This window comes from Sphingopyxis sp., from assembly GCF_035998965.1.
In the GTDB taxonomy this organism is placed as follows: Bacteria; Pseudomonadota; Alphaproteobacteria; order Sphingomonadales; family Sphingomonadaceae; genus Sphingopyxis.
This window is the reverse complement of the sequence record NZ_DASYHE010000033.1, coordinates 44,563-62,083: the sequence shown is the minus strand read 5'-3', so window position 1 is coordinate 62,083 and position 17,521 is coordinate 44,563. Positions and strand designations below refer to the sequence as shown.

The following is a 17,521-nucleotide window of genomic DNA, read 5'->3' as shown; positions in this document are numbered from 1 at the left end:
TCCTTTCGGGGAGCGTTTAACGGGGAGCCATGCGGATCGCGCCGTCGAGGCGGACGGCCTGGCCGTTGAAATAGGTGTTGCGGATCATTTCCATCGCGAGGCTGGCATATTCCTCTGCCTTGCCGAGCCGCTTGGGGAAGGGGACCGAGGCTTCGAGGCTTTCCTTCACCTTCGGGTTCATGTTGCCGAGCAAGGGCGTACCGAAAACGCCGGGCATGATCGAATTGACCCGGATGCCCAAGTCCATCAGGTCGCGCGCCATCGGCAGCACCAGGCCGTTCACGCCCGCTTTCGCCGAGCCGTAGATGACCTGGCCGATCTGCGCGTCCTGCGCCGCAACCGAGGCAGTGTAGATGATCGCGCCGCGTTCGCCGTCTTCCATTTCAGGCAAGGTCGCCATGCCCTCGGCTGCGATCGATCCGATGCGATAGCTTGCAGTCAAGATGCCCGCCACGCCATAAGCATAATCCTCAGTCGGGGTGCGGCGGAAAGTCCGGGTTTCCTTGTCATAGGCGAGCGTTTTGCCGCGGCGCGAGGTCATTGCGCAGTGGACGCAAATGCGCTCCTGGCCATGCGCGGCGCGGGCCTTGGCATAGCCGTCCAAAACGGATTGCTCGTCGGTGATATCGACCTTGCAGAACAGCCCGCCGATCGTCGCGGCGACCTCTTCGCCGAGCGCCTCGTTGATGTCGAAAATCGCGACCTTCACGCCTGCTGCCGCCAGCGCTTCGGCGGTCGCAAGGCCTAGGCCCGATGCGCCGCCGGTAACGACCGCCGCGGTAGTGGAATCGAACTTCATGCGCTGCGCCTCCTCAGGCCGGAATCTGGTTGAACGGGATGCCCTTGTCGGGGCGATGGTCCTGCGGCAGTCCGAGCACCTTTTCGGCAATCGTATTGAGCAACGTCTCGTCCGACCCGCCGGCGATGCGGCCGGTCGGGGCGTTGATCCAGCTCGACGCCCAATCTTCCTTTTGCGAGGCATGTTCGTCGAAGGCAAAACCGTCGGTGCCCTGCAGGTCGATCGCGAGTTCTGACAGCTTCTGGCGCGAGCGGACCGCGACGAGTTTGTTGAGCGATCCCTCGGCGCCGGGGATCATCCCGGCCTGCATCATCAGCCGCGCGCGGACGTTGATCGAATCGAGCCCCGACCGCATCGCATGGTTGCGCGCGATCTGGTGCCGGATGCGGCCATCCTCGATCGCGGGCTTGCCATTGAGCAGCGTGTCTTTGGCCAGATCGACGAACAGGTCGAGGTGCGGGCCGAAGCCCGCGCTGTCGGTCGCGACATAGCGTTCTATCATCAAGGTCGTGATGGCGACGGCAAACCCGCCGCCGACAGGCGACATGCGGTGATCGTCGCTGATCTTCACATCGTCGAAGAACACCTCGTTGACGTGGCTGTCGCCGCCCGCAAGCTTGATCGGGCGGACGGTGACGCCCGGCGCTTTCATGTCGACCCAGAAATAGGTCAGCCCTTTGTGCTTGGGGACGGTCGGGTCGGTGCGCACGACGATGACACCATAGTCGCTGTAATGCGCCCAGCTCGTCCACACTTTCTGGCCGTTGATCTTCCACCCGTTGCCGTCGGGTTCGGCCTTGGTGCGCAGGCCCGCGAGATCCGAGCCACCCGAGGGTTCGGAGAACAGCTGGCACCAGATTTCTTCGCCTTGCAGCGCCTTGAGCACGCGTTCCTTGACGAAGTCCCGGTCGCTGCCGAACTGCATCAGCACCGGCACCGGCATGCCGAGCGAGATGCCGAAATAGAAATTGGGGAAACCGTGCTTCATTTCTTCGGCGTCGAAGGTGACTTTTTCGAGATGACCCAGCCCCTGACCGCCATATTCGGTTGGCCAGTTGATCCCGGCAAAGCCCGCGTCGAACTTCGCCTTTTGATAGCGGCGCCCAAGCTCAAGATCATCGGCTTCGGCCAGACCCTTGCGCGCCTCACGCCCATAGGTCGGCGCCATCGATTCGAGCCACGCGGCGGCCTTGGCGCGATAGGTTTCCAGATCGCTCATGCCGCTTCTCCTGCCAGCCGGTCGACGAGAACATCTTCCCAGAACAGGCTGCTGCCCTGCTCGATGGCTAAACTGCGCGCGCGGCGCATATGGAGGTGTAGCCCGAGATCCCAGGTCACGCCGATGCCGCCATGGATCTGCACACAGTCGCGCGCCGCGGTGTCATAGGCCTCGGTCGCCGACAGGCGGGCAGCGGCGGCGGCGGTGATGAAATCGGCTGCGCCCTCGCGCGAGGCGGCGTGGATGCAATTGGCGCGCGCCAGTTCGACCAGCCCGTACAGCTCGGCAATGCGGTGCTTCACCGACTGAAAGGCGCCGATCGGCTGGCCAAAGGCGCGGCGGGTGAGGGCGTAGTCGCGCGCAATTTCCATGAGCACCTCGGCGCCGCCGGTCTGCTCGTGCGCGGTGACGACGGCCTGGAGGGCCAGAATGTGCAGCGCCGCGTCGCGGGCTGCGGTTCCGACCGCCAATGTTTCAGCGGGCGCGCCGACAAAGCTCAGATTGGCGACACAGCGGCTGTTGTCGAAACTCGGCACCGGGGTGCGCTCGACGTCGTTCAGGTCGACCAGCGCCAGCACCGGCATACCGGGGCCATTGGCCAGCACGATCGCGACATCGCCCGCCAGTCCGCCGGAAACGCCGCGCGCGGTCCCGCTCAGTCGGTCGTCGGTGAACGTCACGTCGGGCTGCGCCGGTAGCGCGTCGGGGCCAGCGGCGAAAGCAATCGCGCCGATGCTGTCACCCGACGCCAGCGCAGGCAGCCAGCGCGCCTTTTGCGCATCGGACCCGTAAAGCTCGATCGCCTTCGCGGCGCCAAAGCCCGACGTCAGAAACGGCGCTCCGCTCAGCGACCGGCCCGCCTGATGCGCGATCAGCCCGAGCTCGATCAGGCCGAGGCCCAGCCCGCCATGCGCTTCGGGAAGCGCGAGCGCGGTCCAACCCTGTTCCTTTGCCGTGTCCCAGAAAGGGCGATGATAGTCGCCGACCGATTCGAGCAGCGGCAGCAGCGCGTCGGTGCTGGTACGCGCTTCAAGAACGCGCCGCGATTCGGTCGCGATCGCCTGCTGGCCTTCGTCATAGAGGATCGTCATGCCCGCATCTGTCCCGCTCTCATATATCTTGTCTTGCCAATGAACCGGACGTTGACGTAAACGTCAAGTCAATTCCGGCGCCGCGACGACGTAGCGTCAAATTGCTGCGACCGATCATGGGAAGGGACCGACGATGGCTTTCAAGACACGCATCACCGAAATGCTGGGGATCGAACATCCGATCGTGCAGGGCGGGATGCAGAGCGTCGGCTATGCCGAACTGGCAAGCGCGGTTTCGAACGCGGGCGGGCTTGGCATCCTCACGGCGCTGACCCAACCAACCCCCGCGGCGCTCAGCGCCGAGATCGAACGCTGCCGCGCAATGACCGACAAGCCGTTTGGTGTGAACATGACCGTTTTCCCGACGATCAACTCGCCCGATTACAAGGCCTATGCGCAGGCGATCATCGACGGCGGGGTCAAGATTGTCGAGACCGCGGGAACGCCCGCGGTGCGTGAGATCTGGGAAATGCTCAAGCCGCATGGCATCGCAATTCTGCATAAATGCACCGCAGTCCGCCACGCCTTGTCGGCAGAGCGCGCGGGTTGCGATATTATTTCTATCGATGGTTTCGAATGCGCAGGGCATCCGGGCGAGGATGATATTCCTGGCCTGATCCTGATTCCCGCCGCCGCCGACAAAGTGAAGATCCCGATGCTGGCGTCGGGCGGGTTCGGCGACGGCCGCGGGCTTGTCGCCGCGCTGGCGCTGGGAGCTGAGGGGATCAATATGGGCACGCGCTTCTGCGCGACCGTCGAGGCGCCGATCCACGACAATGTGAAGCAGGCCTATATCGATAATGACGAGCGCGGATCGTATCTGATCTTTCGCAGCCTCAAGAACACGGCGCGCGTCGGCAAGAGCGCGGTCAGCGAAGAAGTGGTGCGCCGCTTGGCGCAGCCCGACGCGACCTTTGCCGATGTGGCTGAACTGGTGAACGGACAGGCTGGGCGCGAGCTGCTACAGACCGGCGACCTTTCGAAGGGCGTGTTCTGGGCCGGGATGGTGCAGGGACTGATCCACGACATCCCGACCTGTCAGCAGTTGATCGACCGCATCATCGCCGAGGCAGATGCGATTGTGGACCAGCGACTGGCGTCGTTGCGGAGGTAGTGCGGGGACCCCGAGCTCTTCGGGACAGCGTGCGGCGCAGGATTGTCCGATGGCTTTGAGTGGGGTCGATGGCGGAGCGGGTGGTTTTAGGAAACTAACCCTATGTATTTGATATATTTTTTCAAATACTTATCTACAAAATTCGGTCCCACACGGTGTTCCCCGCATGCCTGAAATCAAGATTCAGTCCGTATAACCGGTATGCCATAGCCGCCGATTCTTGTCGAACATTTTCTACGCTACGCCAACGCCCCCGCTCGATCAGCTCGAAAGTCTTCTAGACTTGGATGCGATCATTCGGGGAAGGAGGCAATTAATGACTGCCAATATTTAAAGCGTCATGGCGGGGGCTTAACGCTCCCGATATCGACCATCGCCTCAAATTTGCTTAAGGCCCAAAAGCTGACAACGGGTTCTCCTTTGGAACAGTCCCGCTACACGTCTCATATTCGATATCCTAAGCTGAATTCATGCACGCTCTCGGGTGGCCGTGCGCTTGACGCGCGGAGCGCCTACTCTGGTTGTTTAGCGATTACAGACTTCTGTTATCGAGGCCGTAAGCGCCCGCTCCGCGCGCCCAGATTAGCAGTAACGCGCCGAGGATCGCGATGTTCTTGAATAGAGGGCCAACATGCGAACTATCGGGGACGACGTGGATCGCGATCGTGACTGGTACTAACGTAACGAACAGCAGGAGTGCCGACGTTCGGGTCATCCATCCAAGCGCCAGTGTCAGCCCAGCAACGAGAAATATGCCGCCCGATAGCCAGAGCAGGATCGAGGGATCGCCGATCATGTCGACCGTGCCCGCCCAGGGCGATTCGGCCATCCGGTCCAGCATCATCTGGTGCTGACCAAAGTGGCCGAGGCCGCCGATGATGAAAATCAGGCTGATCAACACCCGAAATATAGGATCGATCCATTTCTTGGTGTTTGGTCCCGGCGTCAGCCGGTTCTCGATAGTCCTAAACATCTCTCTCTCCCCTCGGTTTAGCCGACCAGTTCTGCCCAGCTTTTCCACAGCATGTAGATGGCGACGATCATCACGAACGCGGCGAAGATGGTGTTGAGCCTCCCCTTGTGGGCGGAGAGAGCATTCGCTGCGCGCGTCCCGATCGCGCTGCCCGCGACCCCGCCCAGAATGAACATGCCGGCGAGCGGCCAGTTGACGAGGCCCGACACCGCGTAGTTTACCGACGTAGTCAGGCCGAAAGCGGTGACCGCGACCAGCGATGTCCCGATCGCGCGCAGGATCGGCATCGAGGTCGAAGCAACGAGGCCAGGCACGATGAGAAAGCCGCCGCCGATGCCGAAGAAGCCCGAAAAGGCGCCGGTCCCCAAGCCATAGCCGGCGACCTTGCCGACATTCTCGCGGCTGCACATGGCGCCTTCGATGCCTTCGTCGCCGCGCGACCGGAACATCAGGATCGCGACGACGATCATCAAAATGGCGAAGAGAAACAGGAGCTGGTGTCCGTCGATGCTTTTGCCGACGGTCGAACCGCCGAGCGCGCCCACGACGCCCGCGCCGGCATAGATGAAACCGCAGCGCCAGTTCACGGTTCCGGCGCGGCCATGGTTCCAGAGGCCGATCGCGGCATTCGCGGCCACGGCAAAGGCGCTGGTGCCGATGGCGACATGCGGTTCTTTCACGCCCACGAGATAGAGAAGCAGGGGAACCGCGAGGATCGACCCGCCGCCGCCGACGAGGCCGAGAACGAAACCGACGAGAACGCCCGAGACGCCGCCGAGCGCATAATGAAGCGTGTCCATCACATGCTTATCCGTTCGCCGCCATCATGTGCGGATTCACCATCCACTCGCGGCCCTTGAGCATGCCGTGCCAGTAAATCGGCGGCAGGATTGTGTCCTTGAGCAGCCAAGAGAGACGCGACGGCCGGGTGCCGTCGATCAGCCAGTTTGGGAAACTGGGGAGCAGCTTTCCGCCATAGCCGAATTCGGCGAGTATGATCTTGCCGCGCTCGACGGTGAGCGGACAGCTGCCATAGCCGTCATAGTCGGCGACGGGCGGCTTGCCCTTCAAGGCGGCCAGCACATTCACCGCAACGACCGGTGCCTGCTTGCGCGCCGCAGCCATCGTCTTGGCGTTCGAGGCAGAACAGGCATCGCCCAAGGCGAAGACATTGGCATATCGCACATGCTGCAAGGTCGCTTCGTCGACCTCGATAAAACCGCTGGCGGCCGCGAGCGGGCTGCTGCGGACAAAATCGGGTGCAACCTGCGGCGGCACGACATGGATCATGTCGAAGCTCTCCTCCACGCGCGTGACGGTATCGCCGCGTTTCTGTTCGAAGGTCGCGATCCTGGCGGGTCCGTCGATGGCAACCAGTTTGGATTCGAAGTTCAGATGCGCGTTGTAGCGATCGACATATTCCATCAGCGCGGGGACATAGACCGCAACGCCGAACAGCACCGCGCCGCTGTTGTGAAACTGGACGTCGATGTCCTTGAGGACGCCGCTGCGTTCCCAGACATTGCACGATAGATACATCGCTTTTTGCGGCGCACCGGCACATTTGATCGGCATCGGCGGCTGCGTGAACAACGCGCGGCCACCTTTGAAATCCTTGACGAGGCGATGGGTGTAGGGCGCCAGATCGTAGCGGTAGTTGGAAGTCACGCCATTCTTGCCGAGCGTATCGCTGAGGCCCGGAATGGCATCCCAGTCGAGCTTGATACCCGGACAGGCCACCAATACGCGGTAAGATACCGAACTGCCGTCATCGAGCAGCACCTGATTGTCGTCAGGAGCGAAGCCGGATGCCGACTTTTTGATCCAGTCCACCCCGCGCGGCATGACGGAGGTTTCGCTATGGCGCGTGAATTCCGCATCGAAGATGCCCGCGCCGACCATGGTCCAGCCCGGCTGATAATAATGGACCTCGGAGGGCTCGATGATGGCGATGGAAAGATTGCCGCTTCGCTTCAGAAGACTGGCCGCCGTCGCGATTCCCGCGCTGCCGCCGCCGACGATGACGATGTCATAAGCTGCCACCCCGCCGCGCGGTTGACGCTCGGCCGCCATGGCAGCCAGCTTTTCCGAGCGGCTGCCCGAACGGCAATAGGCAAGGACCGGTGACGGCAACTCGGCCAAGGCATTGGCCATGAGCATCGCGTCGGTCCCGGTCATCTGGCCCGAAACCACCGGGATATGCGCAAAGCCAATCTTATGCCGCTGCGCCGCCTCGGCAATCGCGGCCGCAGGCGGCTGCCCGGCTTCCTCGCCGTCGGGACGGTTGCAGATGATCGAGCGATAGCCGGCCGCCGCGATCGCCGCGACCTCGCCGGGCTGAATCTGCGGGCTGACACCAAGCTGCGAATTGATCGTTTTAATATCCATGTCTCGTCTCCGGTGGTGGCGTGCGGTCAGCGGCTGGTGAGGCGGTGCAGGATCATGCCTGCGCCCATGGCGGCGACCGCAACGATGGCCTGGCTGGGGGCGAGCGCGAGCCCGGCAATCGCAGGACCGGGGCAGAGGCCGCTGATCCCCCAGCCAATCCCGAAGATCACCGCGCCCGCGGCCAGCGGACCATCGATCCCGCGGGTGGGGGGAAGATCGAATGCATCGGCGAGGATCGGGCTCGCCATACGGCGCTGGATCGCCCAGGCGATCGCCATCGGAATGAGCGCGCCGCCCATGACGAACGCCAGCGTCGGATCCCACGCGCCGAACAGGTCGAGAAACGCACGGACGCGCTGGGGGTCGGCCATGCCCGACAGCGCGAGCCCGGCACCGAATATCGCGCCGGCCGCCAGCGCCGCAAGCAGGCGCTTCACAGCAGGCCGCCCGCGCGCATCAGCGCGACCGTGGCGATGCCGCTTGCCATGAACAGCAATGTCGCGGTGATCGAGCGCAGCGACAGCCGCGACATACCGCACACGCCATGGCCGCTGGTGCAGCCCGAGCCAAGCCGGGTGCCATAGCCGACGAACAGCCCGCCAAGGGCGATCGGCCAGATAGACGCGGGGTAGCGGATTTCGACGCCGCCAAGCAGCAAGGCCATCACAGCGGCACCCAGCGGCAGGCCAATAATGAAAGCGGCTGCCATGCCGCGCGGCGCGCTGCCGGTTCCGAGCCCGGTCGCGCGCGCGGCAAGACCGCTAACCCCGGCGATGCGGCCGTTGCCGAGCAGCATGATCGCGGCGCTGAGACCGATGAGCAAGCCGCCGAGCAAACCCTCGACCGGCATCGCGTGCGGAAAGGCGGCGATCATACCGCGTTCACGGGGATCTTGAGGTAGCGAATGCCATTGTCCTCGGGTGCCGGCATGTGGCCGGCGCGCATGTTGACCTGGATCGACGGCATGATCAGTCGCGGCATCGACAGCGCGATGTCGCGCGCCTCGCGCATCGCGACGAATTCATCCTCGGTCACGCCGTCATGGGCATGGACATTGTGGGCGCGTTCGTCGGCGACCGTGGTTTCCCAGATATAATTGTCACGGCCTTCGGGCAGATAGTCATGGCACATGAACAATCGCGTTTCGGGCGGCAGCTCGAGGATACGGCGCAGCGACTGGAAGAGCTGGCGCGCGTCGCCGCCCGGGAAATCGGCGCGCGCGGTGCCATAGTCGGGCATGAACATCGTATCGCCGACGAACACCGCGTCGCCGATCACATAGGCGTTGTCGGCGGGGGTGTGGCCGGGGACGTGCAGCACCGTGACCTCGATCTCGCCGATCTGGAAACGGTCGCCGTCTTTCCACAAATGGTCGAAGTCGGATCCGTCGCGCGCGAAATCGCTCCCCGCGTTGAACAGCTTGCCGAAGCTGTTTTGTACGGTGACGATATGCTCGCCAATCGCGATCTTGCCGCCGAGCTTTTCCTGGAGATGCGGCGCCGCCGACAGATGGTCGGCGTGGGCGTGGGTCTCCAGCAGCCAGTCGATGGCAAGGTCATGCTCCTTGACGAAGGCGATGATCTTGTCGGCCGAGGCAAAGCTCGTGCGCCCTGCCGCCGGATCATAGTCGAGCACGCTATCGATAATCGCGGCGCGCTTGGTCGCGGGATCGTGAACGACATAGGACACCGTATTGGTCGCATCGTCGAAGAAAGCCTTGATCGCCGCCGGCTTCGCCCGGGCCGCGATCACTTGGGCGCTGGCGTGGGCAATGGTCGAATCGGTCACTTTTGCCTCCATAAATTCATATTTACATAAATCATGTAATCTAATAGAATGTTTGCGTCAAGCCTATGACGGCGGCATGGATTTGCGGATGAAAGACTATGGCTATGAGTGAGACAATCGACACCGGCGAACGGCCGCTACGCATCGGGGAGACTGCGCCATCCTTCAGCGCGCGCTCGACCAAGGGGCCAGTGAAGCTCGCCGACTATCGCGGGCGGTGGCTGGTGTTCTTCTCGCACCCGGCCGATTTCACGCCGGTCTGCACGACCGAGTTTATCGCTTTCGCCAAACGGCAGGCCGACTTCGATGCGCTCGATTGCGCGCTGCTCGGATTGTCGGTCGATAGCCTTTATTCGCATCTGGCGTGGGTGCGGGCGATCGAGGCGCAGTTCGGCGTCGCGATCGATTTCCCGATCGTCGAAGATCCAAGCATGGCGGTCGGCCGCGCCTATGGCATGATCGATGCGGCGGCGGAGGACAGCTCGGCGGTGCGCGCGACCTATATCATCGACCCCGAGGGCATTGTTCGCGCGATCAATGTCTATCCGCACACGGTCGGCCGCTCGGTCGACGAAATATTGCGCACGGTTGCGGCGCTCCAGCGCACCGCCGACGGCAGCGTGCTGGCCCCCGAAGGCTGGCAACCGGGCCAGCCGCTGCTCGCCCCGGCGCCCGAGCGGATGATGGAAGGCGGCGACCTTGGCTGGTTCTGCCGCACCGTCGAGGCGTCATGACCGCGATTTACGAAGACCGCGCGCTGGCCGACAAGGCGGTCGAAAAGCTGCGCGTCTATGCCCAGCCGCAGCGGCTGATGATCCTCTCGTGCCTGCTGCGCGGTGGCCGGACCGTCGGCGAAATCGAAGCGGCGACCGGCATCGGGCAGCCGGCGCTCAGCCAGCAGCTCGCCGAATTGCGCCGCGCCGAGATGGTCGTCACGCGGCGCGCGGCGAAGCAGGTCCATTACGACCTGGCCGACGAGGGCGTCGGATTGTGCGTCCGCAGCATGGAAGCCATTTTCGCCGGTGCCGCGACGACCGGGGAATTGCTGGCAGCGGCGATCGGTGCGCAGGATACCCCGAGGAAACCTCATGGAAGTTTATCGGGCACCGCGGCTTTTGCACGCATTGAGTAAGTCGCCATTATAGGCGGTACGACTGCCGGGATCTTGGGGCATCGCAAACAAGCCGGTCCGATGTTGCGATCAGAAAGGGCGACCTAATCTACCTCGAACAATGGCATCGAACTGCGCGGCGCTATTGCGCGTGCTTGATCGGAAGTTCGCGATCGATGGTGGGTGTTGGCCAGCGTGCTATGTCCGGTCGGTGATCGCCGGATTGGAAACGCGGTTCGGCTCAGCCGACTACCGCGTTGCCGCTCGATCAAATTGCGGAGGCTTTCAGTGAGGACGAGCGTGGCGGCGCCCATCTTGACGATCTCGACCTCTCCCCTAGCGATAAGCAGATAGAGTGAGCTGCGACTGATCCCGGTGAACCGGCAAGCATCGGGAATGCGCATGCTGATTGGCTCGATCGCCAAGGGCGACGAAGGCGGCGGGGAAGACGGCAGAGCGGGCATAGACACCAACTTTCGTTGAGAGTGGTGACAGGATGGCCGAGAAAGAGAGGGCAGCCACCCCGTCGCATACGATTATCTGAAATTGCGTCGCAAGTTACCACCCGACGTTTCTTACCCAACGTAGCCGTTTCTACGACTGCAGCCCGTTTGCCGTTCGGTCGGACGTCGCCAGACCGTTGAGGATGCATCCGAATGTTTCGAGACGCGCGGCGATCCGACCTCCTCCTTACCGTTTGATGACTCGACAATAGGCGACTGACTACCTTTCCACCGGCCGTCATATGCCGTCTGAGAAACCAATATTTACAAGCGGCTGATCGGCGGCTCGCGATAAGTCCGTCCGCCATATTCGCGTCCGACGAGAGTACGATGCGCAGCCGCCAAACGTCGCAGAAAACCGTTCTTTTGCACCCACCGAGGCAGCGGTGTAGTCGGATCGCACCCTCGAAAAGTGGCAGAAAAGCGTTATGCACCCGTGCGTAGGGTGTGTGATTATAATATGTGGGGCCGATGCGAAGCATCGCGTCCCGGCAACATCGCGGTTTCAGGCAGCGTGTCAGACGGGCGCTGACCGGTGTCAACGATCGGTGGGAAGCCTCTCGCAAGAAATGCTAACCGCTCATGCTAGGAGTCAATGCGGCACCATCCCGATCTCCACGCCGGTTTTGTCATGCAACGCGAACTTATCGATAATATCAGCACTTGCGCGGTTATACCCCACGACCTCAACGCTTCGGCCTTCGCGCCTGAGCTTTGCGACGATTTTATCGAGCGCACCGACGCCTGAAATATCCCAGAAATGCGCTGCCGAGACATCGATAAGGATGTTGCTGACTTGATCCTCTGTTTGGAAAGCGCGCGTGAAGCGATCCACCGAAGCGAAGAAAATCTGCCCGGTGACTCGATAGGTTGCCGTTCTCCCATCTGCCGTGACGTCGCGCTCGACGCCAAACATGCTACGCACCTTCCCGGCAAAAAACACCCCCGACAGCAGCACGCCCGCCAAGATTCCCAGCGAAAGGTCATGCGTCGCCACGACGACAATCACGGTCGTCAGCATGACGATGGACGATGTCGGCGGATGACGGCGCAAATTGGGAATCGAATTCCAGCTGAACGTCCCGATCGACACCATGATCATCACGGCAACAAGCGCGGGCATCGGCACCTGACCGACGAAGGGGCCGAGAACTGCCAACAGGAACAAAAGGAATGCCCCTGCGGTGAAGGTCGATAAACGCCCCCGTCCGCCTGACGTCACGTTGATCACCGATTGCCCGATCATCGCGCAGCCGCCCATGCCGCCAAAGAAGGCCGCGACGATATTGGCTCCGCCCTGTCCGGCGCACTCGCGCTGCTTGTCGCTGTCCGTATCGGTCATGTCATCGACGATCTGCGCCGTGAGCAGACTTTCGAGCAGCCCGACTGCCGCCATGGTGAGCGAATAGGGCAGGATGATCTGAAGCGTTTCCCACGTCAGCGGCACATTCGGCAACGCGAAGGTCGGCAGCCCCTCGGGCAATTTGCCCATGTCGCCCACCGTATTGACCGGCAAGCCGAAACCGATGCTGATCGCCGACAGGATCAGGATTGCGACCAGCGGCGACGGCACCGCTTTGGTCAGGCGCGGTAACAGATAGATGATTGCCAGCCCGCCCGCGACCATCGCATAGGTTTCCCAGCCGACGTTGGTCAGCTGCGGCAACTGCGCCATGAAGATCAGGATGGCCAGTGCGTTGACGAAACCGGTAATCACCGACCGCGACACGAACTGCATCAACAGGTCGAGCCGGAGCAGCCCCGCGACGATCTGGATTAGCCCCATTAGTATGGTCGCCGCGAACAGATATTCGACGCCATGATCGCGCACCAGCGGGATCACCAGCACCGCGACCGCAGCCGTAGCGGCAGAGATCATGCCCGTGCGGCCGCCGGTAAAGGCAACGACCATCGCGATCGCGACCGACGCGTACAACCCGACGCGCGGATCGACCCCGGCGATGATCGAAAAGCCGATCGCTTCAGGAATCAGCGCCAGCGCGACGACGATCCCGGCGAGGATCTCGCGGCGCAGCGACGCGCCGTCGGTGAACCACTGTTGGCGATAGGAAGACAGGGAAACTGACATTGGAATTCCACAACAAGGCACATGGCGCCAGCTTGGGCGCGAACAGGATTTCATGTGTGATGTCGTCCGGCGGATCGGCGGCCGGAATAGCCACCCGGATTTGCACCGGGTCCATGCGAGTAGAGCGCGCCCTAGCTATTTGTCACTAGCAAGGCAAGCGAGGCAGAGGGAAGCAGAAAGAACAAACCTCAGAACTCGGCAATTCGCCGTTTACTGACGTTCGCTCCAGCGGCGAGCAGTGGCCCAATGCTTCCCATGAAGGAGGGGTGGCATTGGGAAATACTTCGAAAATCAGGGAGCCAAATAAGAGGGCAAGATAAAAGCCGTGCCAGCTTCGGGCACGCGATGGTCGGTTTTCTGCGGCTTTGAGCGTATGGCACGTCGCAAAATTGCCATACAGGGCGAGTGAACGCCGCGCGTAACCGCACAGTTTTCGTATGGCTTTGGGATAATTAGGGGTGGACCGATGCTTTGGCTTCGAGTTCGGCGATCCGCTCCGAGCAGATAGCGTGGACGGCGCGACCGAGTTCCTCGACGCAACCGCCGAGCCAGCTCAGTTCGTCCTCGGTGATACGGTAGTGTTTCGAATAGCGGGCCTTCACATAAGCCTCTTTCAGCTTCTCGAACCGCGCCCGATCCTCGCGACGCTCACGCGGCCAAGCGTCAACGAGACGCATGTCGATCCGCTCGGCCTGGGTCCGCAGGAAGGCAAGGTTATGGACGTGCGGGGTGTAGAAGGTGCTGACGAGAAGAACGGTATGGTACAAACGCTCAGCGGATTGATGAAGATCGAACGCGGCCTTTTTTAGGTCGCCGTCATCGACCGCGTGTTTGTAGCCACGATGAAAGCTTTGGGCGCTCGGCAGCCATTCCTCGAAATATTCTCGCGCCATCGCGAGCGCTTGCTCGAGCGTTTTCGGCTTTGGCGTGTGCAGTGGTTTCTCGTCAAACTCGTGCAGCGCGATTCCGTCTTTGGCGACGTCCATGAAGAAATATCGGCCATGCGCCAGTCCGTCGTTAACCTCTTGCAAGGTGTGGACGATGAAATTGACCGGCGTGTGGAGCGTCTTGTCGATCGCCAGCTCACGAATGAGCCGGTCGTCCAGCTTGCCCCAGAAATCGACCTTCTCGGTAAGCCGCTTGTCATTGACGATGATGAGAAGATCGAAGTCCGACCGATAACCTTTGGCGGTGTGCGGCTCATCGACCCAGCCGCCGCGCGCATAGCTGCCGTACAGGATGATTTTGTCGATCCGGCCCTTCTTCTTCCAGCCCATCGTGCCAAGTGCGATGGCATCCTCGAACTCTTCGAAGACGATGGCTTTCACGCGTTCGAGTTCGCGTTGCTTGTTGGCCGGAAGATGATCGAGGTCGGTTTTCATCGCTGGCGGCACCCTGTCGTCGCGGCGGCTGATTGGCAAGATCGAAGCGGCTTCATCGCCGCCAGAATTGCCACCGCCTGCGGTTCTTTCTATCGACCGTTTGCGCAATCACGCGCAGGCTGCGGATCATCGCCTGCTCGATCTCGTGGACGCTCACGCCATGCCGCTTGGCAAGCTGGCGATAGCTCAGCTCTTCCACCCGATGGCCGAGAAAGACCTGGCGGTCGAACTTGTCCAGTCGATCGACGGCGCGCTCGTAGAGGCGTAGCAGTTGGCGCCTGGCGCGGGTGAAGCGGTTCACCGCTTTTTCCCTTCGCAGAAGTTGGCCCAATCCTCCATCATCACGCGGCGCTTTTCGAGCAGATTGCCGCGGCGGTAGGCGGCCTCCGTCTTGTTCGCGACCGTGTGGGCGAGGGCTGCTTCGGCGACATCGCTTTGATGATCGGTTTCTTCGCTCACCCAATCGCGGAATGATGAACGGAATCCGTGCGCCGTAAACGGCTCCCCCAACTCTTTGACCAGCTTCGAAAGCGTCATGTCGGACAGCGCCCGGTTTCTGCGGATGCCGGGGAATACCAACTCGCAGCCCGCGATACGGAGCCGCGCGCAGCGCTGAACGATGCGGAGCGGGCGACGGCTGAGCGGGACGACATGCTCGCGGAAGGCCTTCATGCGATCCTTCGATAGCGTCCACAGGCCTTTCTCAAGGTCGAACTCATCCCAAGTCGCGCCGCGCACTTCGCCGGATCGTGCAGCAGTGAAGATCGCGAACTCCAGCGCCAGCCGACTGAAAGATTCCTTCTCGCGCAGCGTCTGGACGAACGCTGGCACGTCTTCATAGGGCATGGCGGCAAAATGATTGTCGCGGCGTGGCTGGCGCGGCAATCCCTTTGTGATCGCTCGCATGGGCGCTTCGGTGTCGCGGTAACCCGACGCATAAGCCCAATCGAGAACGGCGCCGACCCGCTGCCGCACGCGGCGTGCCGTCTCTGGCTTCTCAAGCCAGATTTCTTCAAGCAGGTCGCGGATCATCGGACCTGTGATCTGATCGACCCGGAACTTCCCGATGTGCGGGAAAGCGTAAAGCTCAAGCGTCCGGGTCCATTGCGCATGGTGCTTGCCGTTGCGCCACGTTTTCGAATGGACCTCGTAGACCCTCGCTGCCGCGTCCTTGAAGGTCGGCACCGCCTGCCGCTTGCGCCGTTCGAATTGCGGATCGATCCCCAACTCGATCTGGCTGCGAATTTCGCGTGCCAGCTCGCGCGCTTGCGCCAAGCTCACCTTCTGACAGCTACCCAGGCCGAAGTCGCGGCGGTTGCCGTGCTTCTGCACCCGGCACACCCAACTGCTTGTGCCTCCCGGCCGATCCAATCGGACGAGCCCGTCACCGTAGCTAACCCGGCTCGACTTGCCCTTGGACTTCGCAGCCTCGTTTTGAGCATTTTTCATCGTGGTAATCATAATTTTCCGTCCCACATTGGCAAAAATGTCGGGCTGGATCCTGTGGGACACACAGGGACCCGAATCGTCTCTCAAACCCGCAGCAAAGCTGGGATGTGAAAAACGGATCGGGAGAATGTGGGATTAGAACTTGGCGGAGCGGGTGCCTGTTGAATTGGACCCCTTCGCACCTTGAAAAATAACGATTAAATTTCCGCGCTTCTGGATTATACCATGGATTATACCATGGCGTTAATTTCTGCCCCCTGATTGGCGCGTCCGACGCCCTTGCGATACCATATCCAGCCGCGCCGCAAAACGATTTGGCTCCCGATCTATCGGCGAGCTGAACCCGCCTTGCGCGCTTGTTCTCATAATGTTCTAATACGGCGCGATGCGAATCGGGAAGGATCAGCTGATCGTAAAAGCGCTTCATGCCATCGAGGATGTTTGCTGGGCAGCGCAGAGCGGGCCGGTGGCGCCGACCTATGCGCTGCGCTTCGTCCTGGCCTTCCTGTTCGAGCATGGCGACGGCCGGCGAGAGGCGTTCGACGAGTTTTGGCGCGTCGTGACCGACGCCGTTGATCGTCCGCACACCAGCGAAAGCATTGCCAACACCGTCCGCGGGAACAATGCCAACCGGGAAGCATATCGGATTTACCGGGCCGTCGGCGTCAATCGATCGACCGAAATGATGTTCTTCCCCGCCGTGCGCGGGAAGCTGGGAGCGAAGAAGCAATGAACCGAGAGCCGATCCGGTGGCAGCGTCGCAACGCGCTCGAATATCGCTGGCGGTGCGGCTTGCGCTCCGGAAACTGGCGCGCGACCCATGCCGAGGCCGGGGAGGCGGCGGTGCGCGCCGGACTGGCGAGCTGGGAAGGCAAAACGCTCTTTCTGGGGCCGCTTGTCGAGATCGAGACCCGGCGCGCGCGGAACACAAAAAAAGCGGGGCAGGCCTAGGCCCACCCCGCTTCCAGTCACCCCCACGGTGAGACGGTGTCAGTCGCCGCGCAGCCCCGCGATCGTGTCGTCGAAATGCTCGAGGATCTTGGCGCGGATCGCTTCGCGGGTTTCGGCGCTTGCGGACTGGTCGCCGGGCGTGCCGATATCCTTGGCCGCGTCGAGCGCGTCGACAATGCCCTTGCCGATCTGGATTGCCACGGCGGCGCCGGGGACGATCGCGGGCAGGATTGACTTGCCCGCCTCGATCAGAAGTTTGAGGGTATCGTTCATGGCCTAGCGCTCCAATGCTTTGAGAATGAGGGAATAGGCGGCCGCTGCCTTGTTGTACGCGCCGTCGGCCTTCAGCACATCGCCCGCGCGCTGCGCCGTGTCGGCGACGACAAGCCAGCCCTTCAGCTTCTCGGCGGCGTCGGCCAGGGCGATGGCCTTGGGGCTGCCGTCGGTGATCCAGCCAACCGACCGCATGAAGTCGACGACGTAGAGCGCCGCGTCGGACGCCGCGAAGGCGAGATCGATCGCCTCGGCCGTGACGTGGTTCCCGGCAAGCGGTGCGAGGATCGGCGCGAGTTGCTCGATCGGGCTGGGCGGGGCAGGCGGTTTGCCGGTGCCGCTCGTGGCGCACGCGGACAGGCAGAGCGCCGCGAGCGCGGCGATCATCATC

General features: G+C 62.2%; 20 protein-coding genes and 1 other annotated feature. Of the genes, 5 read left to right on the top strand and 15 right to left on the bottom strand.

The annotated features are described in order from the left end of the window. Window positions 1-16: 16 nt before the first annotated feature. From VGN68_RS04650 to VGN68_RS04640, 3 genes are read right to left on the bottom strand one after another with little or no spacing between them, the layout of a single operon-like run. Entirely contained in the window at window positions 17-799 is a 783-nt protein-coding gene (locus VGN68_RS04650; protein ID WP_327474339.1) for an SDR family NAD(P)-dependent oxidoreductase, read from the bottom strand. 13 nt (window positions 800-812) lie between these two features. Beyond that, window positions 813-2,018 (bottom strand): acyl-CoA dehydrogenase family protein, encoded by a 1,206-nt coding sequence (locus VGN68_RS04645; RefSeq protein WP_327474337.1) that lies wholly within the window; start codon window positions 2,016-2,018, stop codon window positions 813-815. Further along, complete coding sequence (locus VGN68_RS04640; RefSeq protein WP_327474335.1) at window positions 2,015-3,109, bottom strand: acyl-CoA dehydrogenase family protein; 1,095 nt, start codon at window positions 3,107-3,109, stop codon at window positions 2,015-2,017. Before VGN68_RS04640 ends, VGN68_RS04645 begins: the two co-directional genes overlap by 4 nt. A 133-nt stretch (window positions 3,110-3,242) precedes the next feature. Between VGN68_RS04640 and VGN68_RS04635 the strand changes: the two genes are divergently transcribed. Further along, a complete protein-coding gene (locus VGN68_RS04635; RefSeq protein WP_327474333.1) occupies window positions 3,243-4,223 on the top strand; it encodes a nitronate monooxygenase family protein in 981 nt (326 codons plus the stop codon). 532 nt (window positions 4,224-4,755) lie between these two features. Here VGN68_RS04635 and VGN68_RS04630 read toward each other — a convergent pair. From VGN68_RS04630 to VGN68_RS04605, 6 genes are read right to left on the bottom strand one after another with little or no spacing between them, the layout of a single operon-like run. After that, the gene (locus VGN68_RS04630; protein WP_327474332.1) at window positions 4,756-5,196 is read right to left on the bottom strand and encodes a DoxX family protein; all 441 of its coding nucleotides are present in this window, start codon (window positions 5,194-5,196) and stop codon (window positions 4,756-4,758) included. Between the two features lie 17 nt (window positions 5,197-5,213). Further along, entirely contained in the window at window positions 5,214-5,996 is a 783-nt protein-coding gene (locus VGN68_RS04625) for a sulfite exporter TauE/SafE family protein (protein ID WP_414713008.1), read from the bottom strand. 7 nt (window positions 5,997-6,003) lie between these two features. Continuing rightward, complete coding sequence (locus tag VGN68_RS04620; RefSeq protein ID WP_327474327.1) at window positions 6,004-7,584, bottom strand: TIGR01244 family sulfur transferase; 1,581 nt, start codon at window positions 7,582-7,584, stop codon at window positions 6,004-6,006. Between the two features lie 26 nt (window positions 7,585-7,610). Continuing rightward, the gene (locus VGN68_RS04615) at window positions 7,611-8,021 is read right to left on the bottom strand and encodes a DUF6691 family protein (RefSeq protein ID WP_327474325.1); all 411 of its coding nucleotides are present in this window, start codon (window positions 8,019-8,021) and stop codon (window positions 7,611-7,613) included. Beyond that, window positions 8,018-8,458, bottom strand: coding sequence for a YeeE/YedE family protein (locus tag VGN68_RS04610; RefSeq protein WP_327474323.1), 441 nt, complete (start codon window positions 8,456-8,458; stop codon window positions 8,018-8,020). The genes VGN68_RS04615 and VGN68_RS04610 overlap by 4 nt, the downstream gene beginning before the upstream one ends. After that, window positions 8,455-9,384 (bottom strand): MBL fold metallo-hydrolase, encoded by a 930-nt coding sequence (locus tag VGN68_RS04605; RefSeq protein ID WP_414713006.1) that lies wholly within the window; start codon window positions 9,382-9,384, stop codon window positions 8,455-8,457. Before VGN68_RS04605 ends, VGN68_RS04610 begins: the two co-directional genes overlap by 4 nt. 92 nt (window positions 9,385-9,476) lie before the next feature. Here VGN68_RS04605 and VGN68_RS04600 point away from each other — a divergent pair, with 92 nt between their 5' ends. Next, window positions 9,477-10,106, top strand: a complete 630-nt coding sequence (locus VGN68_RS04600) for a peroxiredoxin (protein WP_414713005.1) — start codon at window positions 9,477-9,479, stop codon at window positions 10,104-10,106. After that, window positions 10,103-10,504, top strand: a complete 402-nt coding sequence (locus VGN68_RS04595) for a metalloregulator ArsR/SmtB family transcription factor (RefSeq protein WP_327474317.1) — start codon at window positions 10,103-10,105, stop codon at window positions 10,502-10,504. Before VGN68_RS04600 ends, VGN68_RS04595 begins: the two co-directional genes overlap by 4 nt. A gap of 1,074 nt (window positions 10,505-11,578) precedes the next feature. Here the strand turns inward: VGN68_RS04595 and VGN68_RS04590 are convergent. The 4 genes from VGN68_RS04590 to VGN68_RS04575 all read right to left on the bottom strand — a co-directional run bounded on the left by VGN68_RS04590 (window position 11,579) and on the right by VGN68_RS04575 (window position 15,906). Further along, window positions 11,579-13,075 (bottom strand): SulP family inorganic anion transporter, encoded by a 1,497-nt coding sequence (locus tag VGN68_RS04590; protein ID WP_327474315.1) that lies wholly within the window; start codon window positions 13,073-13,075, stop codon window positions 11,579-11,581. 60 nt (window positions 13,076-13,135) lie between these two features. Then, window positions 13,136-13,191 (bottom strand) — a sequence feature (sul1 is cis-regulatory element that is thought to sense ions involved in sulfur or methionine metabolism; They are found in Alphaproteobacteria). Window positions 13,192-13,527: 336 nt separating this feature from the next. Then, complete coding sequence (locus tag VGN68_RS04585; RefSeq protein WP_327474313.1) at window positions 13,528-14,457, bottom strand: HEPN domain-containing protein; 930 nt, start codon at window positions 14,455-14,457, stop codon at window positions 13,528-13,530. 52 nt (window positions 14,458-14,509) lie between these two features. Next, complete coding sequence (locus VGN68_RS04580; RefSeq protein WP_327474311.1) at window positions 14,510-14,758, bottom strand: sigma factor-like helix-turn-helix DNA-binding protein; 249 nt, start codon at window positions 14,756-14,758, stop codon at window positions 14,510-14,512. Next, complete coding sequence (locus tag VGN68_RS04575) at window positions 14,755-15,906, bottom strand: tyrosine-type recombinase/integrase (protein WP_327474309.1); 1,152 nt, start codon at window positions 15,904-15,906, stop codon at window positions 14,755-14,757. The genes VGN68_RS04580 and VGN68_RS04575 overlap by 4 nt, the downstream gene beginning before the upstream one ends. A gap of 385 nt (window positions 15,907-16,291) precedes the next feature. Between VGN68_RS04575 and VGN68_RS04570 the strand changes: the two genes are divergently transcribed. Together VGN68_RS04570 and VGN68_RS04565 are read left to right on the top strand one after the other, a co-directional pair. Further along, window positions 16,292-16,639 (top strand): hypothetical protein, encoded by a 348-nt coding sequence (locus VGN68_RS04570; protein WP_327474307.1) that lies wholly within the window; start codon window positions 16,292-16,294, stop codon window positions 16,637-16,639. Continuing rightward, window positions 16,636-16,857, top strand: coding sequence for a hypothetical protein (locus tag VGN68_RS04565; protein WP_327474305.1), 222 nt, complete (start codon window positions 16,636-16,638; stop codon window positions 16,855-16,857). Before VGN68_RS04570 ends, VGN68_RS04565 begins: the two co-directional genes overlap by 4 nt. Before the next feature lie 39 nt (window positions 16,858-16,896). Here VGN68_RS04565 and VGN68_RS04560 read toward each other — a convergent pair whose 3' ends face one another. Continuing rightward, on the bottom strand, window positions 16,897-17,130 hold the full coding sequence (locus tag VGN68_RS04560) for a hypothetical protein (RefSeq protein WP_327474303.1): 234 nt from the start codon (window positions 17,128-17,130) through the stop codon (window positions 16,897-16,899). Between the two features lie 3 nt (window positions 17,131-17,133). After that, on the bottom strand, window positions 17,134-17,520 hold the full coding sequence (locus tag VGN68_RS04555; protein WP_327474301.1) for a hypothetical protein: 387 nt from the start codon (window positions 17,518-17,520) through the stop codon (window positions 17,134-17,136). Window position 17,521: the final 1 nt, after the last annotated feature.